At 70.6% G+C, this 13,586-nt stretch carries 9 protein-coding genes; 6 read left to right on the top strand and 3 right to left on the bottom strand.

Translation table 11 applies throughout. The annotated features are described in order from the left end of the window. The first annotated feature begins 143 nt into the window (after nucleotides 1–143). From ACTWQR_RS46585 to moeZ, 5 genes are all read left to right on the top strand, one after another. The gene (locus tag ACTWQR_RS46585) at nucleotides 144–1,952 is read left to right on the top strand and encodes a DUF3492 domain-containing protein (protein ID WP_443233388.1); all 1,809 of its coding nucleotides are present in this window, start codon (nucleotides 144–146) and stop codon (nucleotides 1,950–1,952) included. Between the two features lie 206 nt (nucleotides 1,953–2,158). Further along, nucleotides 2,159–3,508, top strand: a complete 1,350-nt coding sequence (locus ACTWQR_RS46580) for a hypothetical protein (protein WP_443233387.1) — start codon at nucleotides 2,159–2,161, stop codon at nucleotides 3,506–3,508. A 150-nt stretch (nucleotides 3,509–3,658) separates the two neighbouring features. After that, the gene (locus tag ACTWQR_RS46575; protein ID WP_443233386.1) at nucleotides 3,659–4,618 is read left to right on the top strand and encodes an NAD-dependent epimerase/dehydratase family protein; all 960 of its coding nucleotides are present in this window, start codon (nucleotides 3,659–3,661) and stop codon (nucleotides 4,616–4,618) included. Further along, entirely contained in the window at nucleotides 4,606–5,355 is a 750-nt protein-coding gene (locus ACTWQR_RS46570; RefSeq protein ID WP_443233385.1) for a spherulation-specific family 4 protein, read from the top strand. The genes ACTWQR_RS46575 and ACTWQR_RS46570 overlap by 13 nt, the downstream gene beginning before the upstream one ends. Nucleotides 5,356–5,418: 63 nt before the next feature. Next, nucleotides 5,419–6,597, top strand: coding sequence for an adenylyltransferase/sulfurtransferase MoeZ (moeZ, locus tag ACTWQR_RS46565; RefSeq protein WP_443233384.1), 1,179 nt, complete (start codon nucleotides 5,419–5,421; stop codon nucleotides 6,595–6,597). Nucleotides 6,598–6,722: 125 nt separating this feature from the next. Here the strand turns inward: moeZ and ACTWQR_RS46560 are convergent, their stop codons facing one another. The 3 genes from ACTWQR_RS46560 to ACTWQR_RS46550 all read right to left on the bottom strand — a co-directional run bounded on the left by ACTWQR_RS46560 (nucleotide 6,723) and on the right by ACTWQR_RS46550 (nucleotide 12,943). Next, nucleotides 6,723–8,273 carry an alpha/beta hydrolase gene (locus tag ACTWQR_RS46560; RefSeq protein ID WP_443233383.1) on the bottom strand — a complete coding sequence of 517 codons (1,551 nt, stop codon included), beginning with the start codon at nucleotides 8,271–8,273 and terminating at the stop codon, nucleotides 6,723–6,725. A gap of 137 nt (nucleotides 8,274–8,410) precedes the next feature. Beyond that, a complete protein-coding gene (locus ACTWQR_RS46555) occupies nucleotides 8,411–9,961 on the bottom strand; it encodes an alpha/beta hydrolase (protein ID WP_443233382.1) in 1,551 nt (516 codons plus the stop codon). 204 nt (nucleotides 9,962–10,165) lie between these two features. Further along, the gene (locus tag ACTWQR_RS46550) at nucleotides 10,166–12,943 is read right to left on the bottom strand and encodes a lysylphosphatidylglycerol synthase domain-containing protein (protein ID WP_443233381.1); all 2,778 of its coding nucleotides are present in this window, start codon (nucleotides 12,941–12,943) and stop codon (nucleotides 10,166–10,168) included. A gap of 176 nt (nucleotides 12,944–13,119) precedes the next feature. On the opposite strand from ACTWQR_RS46550, the gene ACTWQR_RS46545 reads away from it, so the two are divergent. After that, nucleotides 13,120–13,494: an MGMT family protein gene (locus tag ACTWQR_RS46545; protein ID WP_443233380.1), complete on the top strand. Its 375-nt coding sequence runs from the start codon at nucleotides 13,120–13,122 to the stop codon at nucleotides 13,492–13,494. Nucleotides 13,495–13,586 lie beyond the last annotated feature (92 nt).

The following is a 13,586-nucleotide window of genomic DNA, read 5'->3' as shown; positions in this document are numbered from 1 at the left end:
ATGGAAAATTTACGCCTTTTCCCCTTTTTGGGGGGCGGGGGGAAAACCCTTCCCTCCCGCCACCGTCATGTCCGCATACGTTCGTCCCGCTGCGAGCCGTCGGGTCAACGGCGGCTCCCCATACGGAGATCGGGGGTGCGTTCGTGCGCATCGGACTGCTTACGGAGGGTGGCTACCCGTATGTGAGCGGTGACGCCAGGCTCTGGTGCGACCGGCTCGTGCGCGGGCTCGGGCAGCACGAATTCGACATCTACGCGCTCAGCCGCAGCGAGCGCCAGGAGGACGAGGGCTGGATCCAACTCCCGCCCCAGGTCAGCCGCGTACGCACCGCACCGCTGTGGACCGCGGACGACGACGGTGTCGGGTACGGACGACGGGCGCGGCGACGGTTCGCCGACTGTTACGGCGAGTTGGCGGCGGCCGTGTGTGCGGGGGATACCGCTGTGGTGGCGGAGGATGCCTCCGAGGGCGTGGCGGACCGTTTCGGCAACGCGCTGTACGGGCTCGCCGAACTGGCCCGCGACGAGGGCGGTCTGGTCGGCGCCCTACGCTCCGAGATCGCCGTACGCGCCCTGGAGAGCGCCTGTCGCGCGCCCGGCGCACTGCGTACCGCTCGAGGCGCACGCGTGCCCGATCTGCTGGCCGTCGCCGCCCAGGTGGAGCGTGCGCTGCGACCGCTCTCGCTCGACTGGTACGAGGACGACGGACTCGGCTCGGCCGACCTGTGCCACGCCACGTCCGGCGGCGCGGCGGCCCTGCCCGGTCTGCTCGCGCGGCACTTCTCGGGTGTACCGCTGCTGGTCACGGAGTACGGGGTGCAGTTGCGAGCGCACTATCTGGGCTCTCGTGACGATCTCGACGGTCGTGTGACGTCGGCCCCGGCACGGGCCCTGCTCGCGGCGTTCCACGGCCGGCTCGCCGCCGAGGCGTACCGGCAGGCCGCGGTCATCACGCCCGGCAACACGCATGCCCGGCGCTGGCAGGAGCGCTGCGGCGCCGACCGCGCCAAGATCCGTACGGTCTATCCCGGCATGGAGGCATCCCGCTTCTGGGATGTCGGCGAGAGCGCCGAGTGCGCCGATCCGGACACCCTGGTCTGGGTCGGGCGCATCGAGCCCGCCAAGGACCTGATCTCGCTGCTGCACGCCTTCGCGGAGATGCGCAAGGAGGAGCCGAAGACGCGGCTCCGCATCGTTGGCGCGCCCGCCGACGGGCTGGAGGGCGCGACCTATCTGGCGCACTGCAAGGCGCTGGCCGCACAGCTCTTCCCCGACGAAGCCGACGGCGTGCACGCCGTCGGCGACAACCCGGTCTCCTTCGAGGAGATCGGCGGACCGGAGGTACCGACCCTCGTGGAGGCGTACGCGGCGGGCGCGGTCGTCGTCCTGTCGAGCGTCGTCGAGGGCTTCCCGATCGGCCTCGTCGAGGCGATGCTCTGCGGACGCGCAACGGTGTCCACGGACGTCGGCGCGGTCGTGGAGGTCATCGGCGGTACGGGTCTGGTGGTGCCGCCGCGCAATCCGCGGGCGCTCGCCGAGGCGTGCCTCGCTCTGCTGCGCGACCCCGAACGCCGAGAGCGGCTCGGCGCGGCGGCACGCGCGCGTGCGCTCGAACTGTTCACCGTCGAGCAGAACATCACGGCATTTCACAGCATTTACCTGGATATCGTCTCGCGCTGCCCTGTCCGGCGCGTCCTCGTCGACGAGTCGGGCGAGCCGCTGCCGTTCGCCGTACCGGCCGAGGTGCATGTGCCTGGGCGCTGGGCCGAGTCGGGGACGCGGTTGATCGCGGGTCGACCGGGACCAGGGTGGGCGGCGGGTCCGCCGGTGCGGGGCATGTCTCTGGGCCCCGTCTCGGGTGCCGCTGTGGGTTCCGCCTCGGGTTCCGTGTCGGGGGTTGCTTCGGCCGCTTCGGGCCAGGAGCCGGTGCCCGCGGGGGAGGGCACGTGGTGAGCGGGCGGCGACGGGTCGAGGGCGTGGACCAGCCGCAAGCGTCGGCGAGCCCGGGTGCGTGGGACGTCCGGTCGGAGAAGTGGCTCGTGGGAGTCGGGGAGCTCAGGGAGACGGAAGAGACCGAACCCCACTTGGGAGAGACGCGGGTGGTCGATGTCCGGCTCGGGGAGACGCGAGTGGCGGACGTCTTGCTGGGGGAGACGCGAGTGGCGGATTCCCAGTCGGGGGAGGCCCGCCTGCCGGTTGCCCAACTGGAGGAGGCACGACTGGCGGCTGCCGGGCTGGAGGGGGCACGACCGGCGGCTGCCGGGTTGGAGGGGGCGCGGGTTGAGGCTGTCGGGCTGAACGAGACGCGTGTCGTGGACGCACGGCTGAAGCAAACGCGTGGCGCGGATGCACAGCGCGCGCGGGACGCCACCTTCCGCGGGAGCGAGACCCCCGCCCCCGACCGCAAGCCTCCCAACCGCCGCGGTGCCGCCGACCCCGTGAAGGCCCTGATGCACCGCCACCGCGAATTGTGCGAGCGCGCGGTGGACCCTCTGGAGATCGCCGCGGGCCTGGAGGCGCACGGCGTGACCGACCGGACCGCCACCCGCTTCCGGCACCGGGACGTCTTCTCGCTCGCCGAGGAGATGTACGCGCGTGTGCCCCGCGACGCCGATTCGGCACCGCGACCGGAGGCGCCCGACACACCCGGGGCCCGCGCCGGCTGGGCCGTGCTCGCCCTGTTGCCGGGCACGCTCTGCGCGGCAGCCGTGACCGGGCTGCGGCTCACCGAGGGACGGCCGCGCCTCGCGGTGACCGTCGCGGGCGTACTCGCCGTTGCCCTGGGCCTGCGCGCGGCCCTCCGCCGCGGCCCGCTGCACGCCACACGCGCGTGGCAGACGACAACGTCCACACGGACGTGGATCTGCTGGCTCCTCGCCTACGCACTCCTCGGCGACGGCCTGCTCACCGCGGGCATCGAGGGCGGCCCCGACGGACCGCCCACCGGGGGCCTCGACAGCCCCTGGCCGATCTCCCTCGCCGCCGTCCTGGCCCTCACCCTGGCCTGCGCCCCGGCGGCCTGGTGCGCCCACCTCCTCGCCGTACGAGCCCGACGCAAACTCGCTCTCAGCCGCGGCCTGGAGGAGTTCGCCGCCTCCGTAAAACCCTTGCTCCTGGGCGTGTTCGGACTGTTCCTCTGCGCCCTGGGCGGGCTCCTCGCGCTGTGCGGGGCGGTACTGGGTGAGCCCGCCGCGTACGCCGGAGCCGGCGCCCTCGGCGCGCTCCTGCTGCTCGCCCGGCTTCTCACCGTGCACGGCTTCACGCGCGCCCCCGCCGTCATCCTCGCCGCCGCGGGCACGGTCGAGACGGCGGCCCTGGCGAGCGTCTTCGCGGGCCGCCTGCCCGGCCTCTCGGACCTGGCCCTGCCCGTCGAGAGCCTCGCCGACCGTTGGGGGCCGGGCGCCGTCCCGGCTCTCGTGTGCGGGGGCGCGGCGCTCGTCCTCCTGATCCACGCGACCAGGACCCTCACCCGGGCCTCGGCCCACGCGACACACGGCGACACGCCGTGAATCGCCCCCGGCGCCCGGCGTCCGTGCCGAGCGCGCCCCTACCCGCGGGGCCGACACCGCGGGCCTTCCGCACGACCCAAGGCAACACCCTGAAGGAGAACGCCAGATGATCACCCTCCGCATCGGAGAGTCCGCCCCGGGAGCCGCCCGATGAGGGTGCTGCTGATCGGAGCCAACGGATACCTGGGCCGGTTCGTCGCCGACCGCCTCCTCGCCGATCCGGCCGTGCAGCTCACGGCGCTCGGCCGGGGTGACGACGCGGACGTCCGCTTCGACCTCGCCAGCGGCAGCCCGGGCGCGCTCACCCGCTTCCTGGACGCGGTGCACCCCGGCGTCGTCGTCAACTGCGCCGGCACCACCCGCGGCGGTGCCCGCGAACTGACCCGGCACAACACCGTCGCCGTCGCCACCGTCTGCGAGGCCCTGCGCCGCAGCGGCTGCGGGGCCCGCCTCGTGCAGATCGGCTGCGGCGCCGAGTACGGCCCCAGCCAGCCCGGCTCCTCCACGGCCGAGGACGCCGTGCCGCGCCCCGGCGGCCCGTACGGCGTCAGCAAACTCGCCGCGACCGAACTGGTCCTCGGGTCCGGCCTGGACGCCGTCGTCCTGCGGGTGTTCTCGCCCGCCGGACCCGGCACCCCGGCAGGCTCTCCGCTCGGCCGCCTCGCCGAAGCCATGCGCCGCGCCATGCAGTCCGGCGACGGCGAACTCAAACTCGGCGGCCTCGCCGTCCAACGCGACTTCATCGACGTACGCGATGTCGCCCGTGCCGTCCACGCCGCCTCCCTCTCCGCCGCTCAGGGCGTCATCAACATCGGATCCGGTCGTGCCGTACGCCTCCGCGACGCCGCCGCCGTCCTCGCGCGCGTGGCCGGCTACGGCGGCGCACTCCACGAACTGGACGGCCCGCCCGGCGCGATCAGGCCATCCATCGGCCACCCCCGCTCCGAACCAGAGCACACGGCCCCGGCCGCGTACCCCTACCCGGACGGCTGCGGCAGCTGGCAGCAGGCCGACGTGCGCACCGCACGTGACCGGCTCGGCTGGCGGCCCCGGATCAACCTCGAAGAATCCCTCGCCGACATCTGGATGGAGGCGGCATGCCGTATCTGACCAGCGCCTCAGCGGGAACCGCGAGCACGGACCTGGGGCTCGGCTTCGGCATCCCCGGCTATGCGCACCCCCTCGTCGCGCCCACGGAGTGGGGCGAACTCACCCGCCCCGGAACCCCCTTGCACTGGGTCGTCCTGAACGTCGCCGACGGTCCCGGCACGCGCCCCGACCCCCACTGCCTGGAGGCGACCGGACGCCTGCGCAACGCGGGCGTCCGCGTACTCGGCCACCTGGATGTGACGTACGGCGCACGCGCCTTCGGTGAACTCGTCTCCGACGCGCACCGCTATCTCGACTGGTACGAGGTCGACGGCTTCCTTCTGGACCGCTGTCCCACGGAGCGGACAGCACTCCCCGAGGTGCGGCGTACGGTCGCGACCCTGCGCGCGCTCCTCGGCGGCGGCCACCTCGTCCTCGGCCACGGCACCCACCCGTATCCCGGATATGCCGACACCGCCGACCAGTTGGTGACGTTCGCCGGGCCCTGGAGCGATTACCGCTGGTCGCAGGTGGCGGAGTGGACCGCCGAGCATCCGCCCGAGCGGTTCTGCCACTTGGTGCACGGCCTGCCCCACCGCCATCTCGACGAAGCGCTGCGCATCGCTCGCTGGCAGGGAGCCTCGACGATCTACTTCACCGACCACACGGACCGTGGCGGTTCGACCGATCCTTGGGTGACCATGCCCGGCTACTGGGACGAAATCGTCTCGCGGGTCGGAACAGGTGTCTCGGAATGAAGAGGGGCATGGCAGTGTTACGGCAAGAACAACCGTAGTGATTGACCGACCAACGGAGTCCCCGTGTCGCTGCCACCCCTGGTCGAGCCAGCTGCTGAGCTCACCGTAGACGAGGTCCGCAGGTACTCCCGCCACCTGATCATCCCCGACGTGGGCATGGACGGGCAGAAGCGGCTGAAGAACGCCAAGGTGCTCGCTGTGGGCGCCGGCGGACTCGGATCGCCGGCGCTGATGTACCTGGCCGCCGCGGGCGTGGGCACGCTCGGCATCGTGGAGTTCGACGAGGTCGACGAGTCCAACCTGCAGCGCCAGATCATCCACAGCCAGGCGGACATCGGCCGCTCCAAGGCCCAGTCGGCCCGTGACAGCGTGCTCGGCATCAACCCGTACGTGAACGTGATCCTTCACGAAGAGCGGCTCGAAGCCGAGAACGTGATGGACATCTTCAGCCAGTACGACCTGATCGTCGACGGCACGGACAACTTCGCGACCCGCTACCTGGTCAACGACGCGTGCGTGCTCCTCAACAAGCCGTACGTCTGGGGCTCGATCTACCGCTTCGATGGTCAGGCCTCCGTCTTCTGGTCCGAGCACGGCCCCTGCTACCGCTGCCTCTACCCGGAGCCCCCGCCGCCGGGCATGGTCCCCTCCTGCGCCGAGGGCGGCGTGCTGGGCGTGCTCTGCGCGTCCATCGGCTCCATCCAGGTCAACGAGGCCATCAAGCTCCTCGCGGGCATCGGCGAGCCGCTCGTCGGCCGCCTGATGATCTACGACGCCCTGGAGATGCAGTACCGCCAGGTCAAGGTCCGCAAGGACCCCAACTGCGCGGTCTGCGGCGAGAACCCCACCGTCACCGAGCTCATCGACTACGAGGCCTTCTGCGGCGTCGTCTCCGAGGAGGCCCAGGAGGCGGCCGCCGGCTCGACGATCACTCCCAAGCAGCTCAAGGAGTGGATCGACGACGGTGAGAACATCGAGATCATCGACGTCCGTGAGATCAACGAGTACGAGATCGTCTCGATCCCCGGCGCCAAGCTGATCCCGAAGAACGAGTTCCTCATGGGCACCGCCCTGGAGACCCTCCCGCAGGACAAGAAGATCGTCCTGCACTGCAAGACGGGTGTCCGCAGCGCGGAGGTCCTCGCCGTCCTCAAGTCGGCCGGTTTCGCGGACGCCGTGCACGTGGGCGGCGGCGTGATCGGCTGGGTCAACCAGATCGAGCCGGAGAAGCCGGTGTACTAGGCGTATGCCTTGTGGGCAGGGGCTCGGCACCGAGTGTGCCGGGCCCCTTTCCGCTGCTCGGGCCACGCTGGTTTTCGCTGCCCACGCGGCGCGGGCGGGCAGGGGCCGTCGGCCCTCCGCCCGGGCTACGACTCGCAGACCTTGCCGTCGTCCGGCACCTTCCCGTCCAGCAGGTACGCGTTCACCGTGTCGTCGACACAGGAACTCCCGCTGCCGTACGCCCCATGCCCCTCGCCCTTCCAGGTGAGCTCCACACCGACGTCCTTGCCCAGCTCGTCCGCCATCTTGCGGGCGCCCTCGTACGGCGTCGCCGGGTCGCCGGTGTTGCCCACCACCAGGACGGGCTCGGCCCCGGGCGCGGTCACCTCCGGTGACTCGTGCTGACCGGGCACCGGCCAGTCGTGGCACCAGCCGGCCGTGTCCCAGCCCATGAACTCGCCGAAGACGGGCGATATCTTCCGGAACTCGGGCAGCAGTTCCTTCGCGTCCTCGGGCGTCGGCCGCGCCTTGTCGTCCAAGCACGATATGACCCGCTGCGAATGCGTCGTCGTGCCGTAGTGTCCCGACGCGTCCCGCTCGTTGTAACCGTCGGCCAGCGTGAGCAGCTCCGAACCGTCGCCCGCTTCGGCCGCGTCCAGTGCGCTGGTGAGGGTGGGCCAACCCTGCTCGCTGTACAGCGGCAGGACGATGCCGGTGAGCGCCAGCGTCTGCGTGAGCTCGCGGCCGCTCGACGTCGGCAGCGGCTCGGCGTCTATCTTCTTCAGCAGGTCCGCGATCTTCTGGGAACCCTCGTCCGGGTCCTGTCCCGTGGACTTGAGGTAGTTGTCCAACGCGCGCTGGAAGCCGCGGGTCTGGTTCTTGGCGTGGCCCACCGTGTCGGCGCTCGGGTCGACGACCGCGTCGAGCACCAGGCGGCCCACGTTCTGAGGGAACAAGTGGGCGTATACGCCGCCCAGTTCGGTGCCGTACGAGATGCCGAAATAGTGCATCTTCTTGTCGCCCAGCACCTGGCGCATCAGGTCCATGTCGCGAGCTGTGTCAGTCGTGGAGACATGCGCCATCAGCTTGCCGGCCGACTTCGCGCAGCCCTCGCCGAAGTCGTCGGCGTCCTTCAGGAACGTGGTCTCCTCGGTGGCGTCGTCCGGTGTTCCGTCGACCGACTCGGCGGCCTGGATCTCCTTGTCGCTGCGGCAGCGCACACCCCCGCTGGCGGCGACTCCGCGCGGGTCGAAGCTCACCAGGTCATATCGGCCGCGCAGTTCGGAGGCCAGGTCGGCGTACGACGGCATTCCGGAGATGCCTGAGCCGCCCGGTCCGCCGAAGTTGAAGAGGAGCGAGCCGATGCGTGAGCCCTCGCCGGTGGATTTGCCGCGTATCAGCGCTATGTCGATCGTCTCGCCCGTCGGCTTCGCCCAGTCCAGCGGCACCTTGAGCGTGGCGCACTGCCAGTCGCCGCCCGGCTCGGGGCCGTCCGATGTGGCTTTGCAGCGGTTCCAGTCGAGCTTCTGCGAGGTGAGCGAGGCGGGCAGTCCCGGTGTCGTGTCGGACGGCGACGCGGCCGGGGCCTTGTCGTTGTCCCTGCTCTCGTCCTCACTGCTCCCGGACGAGCTGCCGCTGCAGCCGGCCACCAGCAGCGCGGTGGCGGCCAGAGCCGTCCACCGTGCGAAACGCGCCATGAGCACTTCCCCCCTCGCAACGTCGTCCGCCGGATGTCGCGGATGACTGTCAGGCCATAGTAGGCGGACGGTCGTAGGCGGCGCGGAGGCCTGTGGATAACGCTCTGACCTCCAGTTTTATCGAAGAGCCGCGCATTTTATGCGCACACGGTGCGGGTCATGGGGACCTTGCCGTCGAGCAGATAGCCGTTCACCGCGTCGCGCACGCACTTGTTCCCGCTGTTGTACGCACCATGTCCCTGTCCCCTGTACGCCAGCTCGACGCCGACGCCCTTGCCCAGCGACTCCACCATCTTGCGGGCGCCCTCGTAGGGCGTCGCCGGATCGCCGGTGTTGCCGACCACGAGGACCGGCGCCGAGCCGGGTGCGCTGACATCCGGGTGGTCGGCGGCGCCCGGCACGGCCCAGTCGGTGCAGCCGACCAGACCCCACGCCAGGTAGTCGCCGAACAGGGGAGACGCCTCGCGGAACTCGGGAAGCCTCACCAGCACGTCGGCGGTGGTGTACCGCTGCTTCTCGTCGGCGCAGTTGATGGCGACGTTGGCGGCGCTGATGTTGCTGTACTCGCCGTCCTGGTCGCGCCCGTTCATGGAGTCGGCCAGCAGCATCAGGACCCTGCCGTCACCCTCGTACGCCCGCTGGAGGCCCTCGGTGAGGTACTCCCAGAAATCCTGGGAGTACAGCGCCTGCACGATGCCGCTGGTGGCGTAGGTCTGGGTCAGCTGACGCGGGAAGACGCCCGGGATCGGCTTGCTGTCGAGGTCCTTGAGCAGCTTGGCGATCCGGTCCTTGACGTCCTGCGCGCTCTCGCCGAGCGGGCAGTCCTCATCCTTCGAGGTGCAGTCCTCGGCGAAGTTGTCGAGCGCGAGCTGGAAGCCCCTGGCCTGTCCGAGCGACCCCTGTTCCGGGTTCTGCGTCGGGTCCACGACCGCGTCGAAGACGGCCCGCCCCACCTTCTTGGGGAACAAGTGGGCGTACACGCCGCCCAGTTCGGTGCCGTACGAGATGCCGAAGTAGTGCAGCTTGTCGTCGCCGAGGACCTGGCGCATCAGTTCGATGTCGCGGGCCGCGTCGGTGGTGCGTACGTACGGGAGGGTCTTCCCGGAGTTCTTCTCGCAGGCCGAGTTGAAGTCCCTCGTACTGTCCAGGAGTTGCTTTTGCTCGGCCGCGTCGTCGGGGGTGGCGTCCTGCTGGAAGTACTCGTCGAGTTGTTCGTCGTTCTCGCACTTCACGCCCGCGCTGCGGCCGACGCCGCGCGGGTCGAAGCTGACCAGGTCGTAGCGGGTGCGCAGTTGCGCGTAGTCCTGGCCGAACGCGGGGAGCGTCGTTACGCCCGAGCCGCCCGGGCCGCCGAAGTTGAAGACCAGCGAGCCGATGCGCTGGTCCTTGGTGCCGCTCGCTTGCGCCCGGATCAGTGCGAGCCCGATCGTGTCTCCCTTGGGCTTGTCCCAGTCGAGGGGCACCTTCAGGGTCGCGCACTTCCATGTGTCGCCGTTCGGCAGGGGCGACGGGGCGCCTCCGCCGCCCTGCGAGTCGGACGGCTCCGGGCAGTCTTTCCAGCTCAGCTTCTGCGCTGCCAGGTCCTCGTCCTCGGAGTCGCCGTCGCCGCCGCATCCGGCGAGGGCCGCGGCCAGCAGAACGGCGGTGGCGGTCAGGGCAGCGGCGCGCAGCGGGGAAGGATTCGGCATGATTCCATCCTGGCGTCGTCCAGGACGGGGCGCTCGGGGCGCGGGCCGTGCGGGTGAGAACCCCGCGTATGCAGACGCGCGTTTCATGGGCCGGAGGCCGACGCTCCTGGGCGCGGCAGGTGGCACGCGCGCGTGGAGCCCGTTTTCGCGTGGGCTGTTGGACCGTTTTGCGTGGGTCGTAGGTCGGTGGCGGAGGACGTACGGCTAGAGCGCGCCCTTGCGTGTCAGGTGGTTGAAGAACAGCCAGCCCGGCAGGACGGGAAGCCACAGCGTGAGGAGCCGGTAGAGGAGCACCGAGGGCGCCGCGACCTCGCTGGGGAGCCCGACGGCGACCAGACCGGCGAAGAGGGTGGCCTCGACCGCGCCCACGCCGCCGGGTGTCGGAGCCGCCGAGCCCAGCGCGTTCCCGGCGAGGAAGACCACGGCGACGCTGGCGATGCTGATCGTGGGCATGTCGTCGCTGCCGAACGCCCGGATCGACGCATCCAGGCACATCACGAAGCAGGCTGTCAGCAGGAGCATGCCGCCGATGCCCGTCATGAGCTTCTGCGGCCGCTGCAGCACGTCGAGCATGCGCGGTACGACACCCGCGAAAAGCGATCGCACGCGCGTGACGACGAATTTCCGCAGGAACGGCACCGAGGTCACCACGAGGACGAGCACCGCGACGGTCAGCAGACCCGCGATGACCGTCCTGGACGGCGACAAGGAGGGTGTCTTCTCGGTGCCGGTGAGGTAGCCGAAGGACAGCAGCATCAGGATGTGGCAGCCGAGCCCGAACAGCTGCGACGCGCCGACACTCGCCACCGCGAGCCCCGGCCGCACTCCCGCGCGCTGGAGGAAGCGCGTGTTGAGGGCGACACCGCCCACCGCCGCGGGCGCCACGATCTTCACGAAGGACCCGGCGACCTGTGCCGCCACGGCCCGCATGAACGGCACTCGCTCGGGCACGAAACCCAGCAGACTCATGGCCGCCGCGAAGTAGCTCAGCGTGGAGAAGAGCGCGGCCGCGGCGACCCAGCCCCACTCGGCCTCGTCGAAGAGCGTGCCGAACTCGATGTGTGTGAGCTGCGACAGCAGGAAGTACGCGCCGAACGCGCCGGCGATGAAACTGATCAGTGTGCGCGGCCTGATGCGTTCCAGGCGGGCCGGCTCGACCGGCGCCTGTGGCCTGATCCGCAGCACCTGGTGGCGGATCTGAGTGAGCAGATCCTCCTCGCGTGCTTCCTCCAGCGCCTCGTCGATGGCGCGCTTCTCGGCCCGCATTTCGGCGCGTACGGCCTTCTTGGCGGGCTTCTCAAGGACGGGCCTGGTGTTCTCGGACGTGTCCTCGTGCTCCTCGGCGCGGGCCAGCTTGGCATGCCGCGAGGCCTCCAGAACCGCCTCGCGCTCGCGCTGTGACCGCTCCCTGGCGAGTTTCCGCAGCGTCGCGCGGTGGGAGCGCGTCAGCGCGATGGGCTGCAGCATCGGCAGACAGTCGGCGACCGTGTCGGGGCCGAGTACTCCGACCGCCGACGCCACCGCGCGCTCCGCGCCGACCCGCAGGCCGAGCGTTGTCACCAACTGGGCGACGTCCATGCGCAGCAGCAGTTCACCGGCCGCGATCTCACCGTTGCGCAGATCCGTGAGGATCACCGTGCCGGAACGATCCACCAGGATCGCGTCGCCCGCGAGCCGGCGGTGCGCGATGCGCCTCGACTGCAGCGCCTGCACCTGGCGCCACGTGTCGCGCAGCAGATCGTCGGTGATGTCCTCGTCCGCCAGCGAGTCGAGCGTGCGCCCTCCGATGTGCTGGTAGACGAGCATCACTGCGTCCGGGCCGAGCTCGGAGGTCGCGATCAGCTTGGGCGCGTTGGCCCCGGCCGCGATGGCCGCGTACGCGAGGAGCGCCTCCTGCTCCAGGGCTTGGCGCAGTGACTGGAGGCTGCGGCGCGTTGTGATGCCGCGCAGCGTCAGACGGCGCCACGCACGGTAGAAGAAGCCCTGCGCCTGCTGCTCGCGGTCGACCACCGTGACGTCCAGCGGCGGGCCGTCCTCCAGCGACACGAAGTACCGACGTCCGCGGTCGCCGTATTCCGCTACCTCCGGTGTCTCCTCGCGGGCCGCGCTCACCGGTCGGAAACCGACGTGCCGCAGGCCCGCCATCAGGGTCCGCCCCGTGGGCTGCACGTTCGGCGAGCCGACCGCGTACAGCGTCCCGTACGCCACGCTCCAGCCGATCAGCACCGTCAGGATGATCGAGAACGGGGTTGTGTAGCCGGTGACCAGCATGGAGAAGGCGTCGAGCAGCAGCACCACCCACAGCACCGCGCGCCAGCGTGGCCGCCGCGACATGCCGACAGCCGTCATGTATGCGATGACCGGAGCGAGATAGCCGTGCACCGGGTCGGTGAGGGCGTGGATGTCGCCCGGCGAGGGCTGCGTGAGTGCCTTCTGGATCGAGTCCGGGGCCGTCTTGGCGACCCACAGGTCGGTGGCGAGCGTCACTCCGTGCGCGAGGACCGCGGCCAGGACGCCGTCGGCGATCCGCAGCCCGTCCCGCTTGATCAGCCGCTCGATCGCGAAGGCGACAGGCACCAGGAGGATCGCGATGCTCGACGCGAGTCCCGCGACCTTGATCAGCAGGTCGGGCGCCTCGTCGGTGCCCTTGTTGATGTCCTGCGCCAGCCCTGACGTCGTGCCGTGCGCGAACGCGGCGATCGACAGCAGCACGACGATCGCGAGGACGCCCACCACGAGGCGCATCAGGTCCGAAGGGCGGTGCACGCGCGCGGGGAGCAGCGGTTCGTCGCCCTCGACCTCTTCGGAGTAGGCGTCGCCGGCGGCGCGATCGGTCTCCTCGACGGCACTCTCCTCGCTGGTGTCCGTCTTCCTCTTGGTCAGGTCCGGGGGGCGCGCGTCCGAGTCGTCGCCGGTGTCCGGGCGCGACGAAACCTCAGAGGTGCCCTCCGCGTCTTCGGGGTGCACACCCTGCTGTTTCATCGTCTCTTCTTGATCTCGTATCACCAGTAACCGCCCGCACGATGGTGGCATGCCCCGCCGACACAGGGGGGCATCAGGGTGCAATGCGGGGGCGCATAGTCTGCCCCAAGCGCTGCTTCGGGGCGAGGTATACGCACGGTCGCCGCCCCGTCCCATTGTCGGTGGGGTGGGGCAGGATGGGGCGGATGAGCGAGCAGAGCCTTCCGGCGGACGCCCTGCCGGAGTACGCGGAGCGGGTCCTCGAGGTCGCCGAGCTGATTCCGCCCGGGCGCGTCATGACATACGGAGACGTCGCCGAATGGCTGGAGGAAGGAGGGCCGCGACAGGTCGGCCGCGTGATGGCCCTCTACGGAGGAGTCGTTGCTTGGTGGCGGGTCATACGTGCGGACGGCGTGCTGCTCCCGGGCCACGAACTGGAGGCGCTGGACCAATACCGCGCGGAGGGCACGCCCCTCAAGGAGGCCGGCAGGGCCGCCGAAGGCCATCTGCCGCGCGTCGACATGAGACGGGCACGGTGGGACGGCGGGGAACGCGCGGAAGGTCACACCTGACAGCTTCCGCCATCGGAACGCCGGAAGGGGGATCGATGGCCCGTACGGGGGAAACGAGGCACGTCCGTGACATGCCGTACGTTCGTGATGCG

It is taken from the genome of Streptomyces sp. 2A115 (genome assembly GCF_052245575.1).
In the GTDB taxonomy this organism is placed as follows: Bacteria; Actinomycetota; Actinomycetes; order Streptomycetales; family Streptomycetaceae; genus Streptomyces.
The sequence above is the reverse complement of the archived record's forward strand: the minus strand, read 5'-3'. Positions and strand labels throughout refer to the sequence as shown.

Excerpts from the sequence above, each read along its gene's own strand:
- ACTWQR_RS46570 (WP_443233385.1), top strand. The coding sequence starts at position 4,606 with ATGCCGTATCTGACCAGCGCCTCAGCGGGAACCGCGAGCACGGACCTG.
- ACTWQR_RS46575 (WP_443233386.1), top strand. The coding sequence starts at position 3,659 with ATGAGGGTGCTGCTGATCGGAGCCAACGGATACCTGGGCCGGTTCGTC.
- ACTWQR_RS46560 (WP_443233383.1), bottom strand. The coding sequence starts at position 8,273 with ATGGCGCGTTTCGCACGGTGGACGGCTCTGGCCGCCACCGCGCTGCTG.
- ACTWQR_RS46555 (WP_443233382.1), bottom strand. The coding sequence starts at position 9,961 with ATGCCGAATCCTTCCCCGCTGCGCGCCGCTGCCCTGACCGCCACCGCC.
- ACTWQR_RS46545 (WP_443233380.1), top strand. The coding sequence starts at position 13,120 with ATGGGGCGGATGAGCGAGCAGAGCCTTCCGGCGGACGCCCTGCCGGAG.
- ACTWQR_RS46550 (WP_443233381.1), bottom strand. The coding sequence starts at position 12,943 with ATGAAACAGCAGGGTGTGCACCCCGAAGACGCGGAGGGCACCTCTGAG.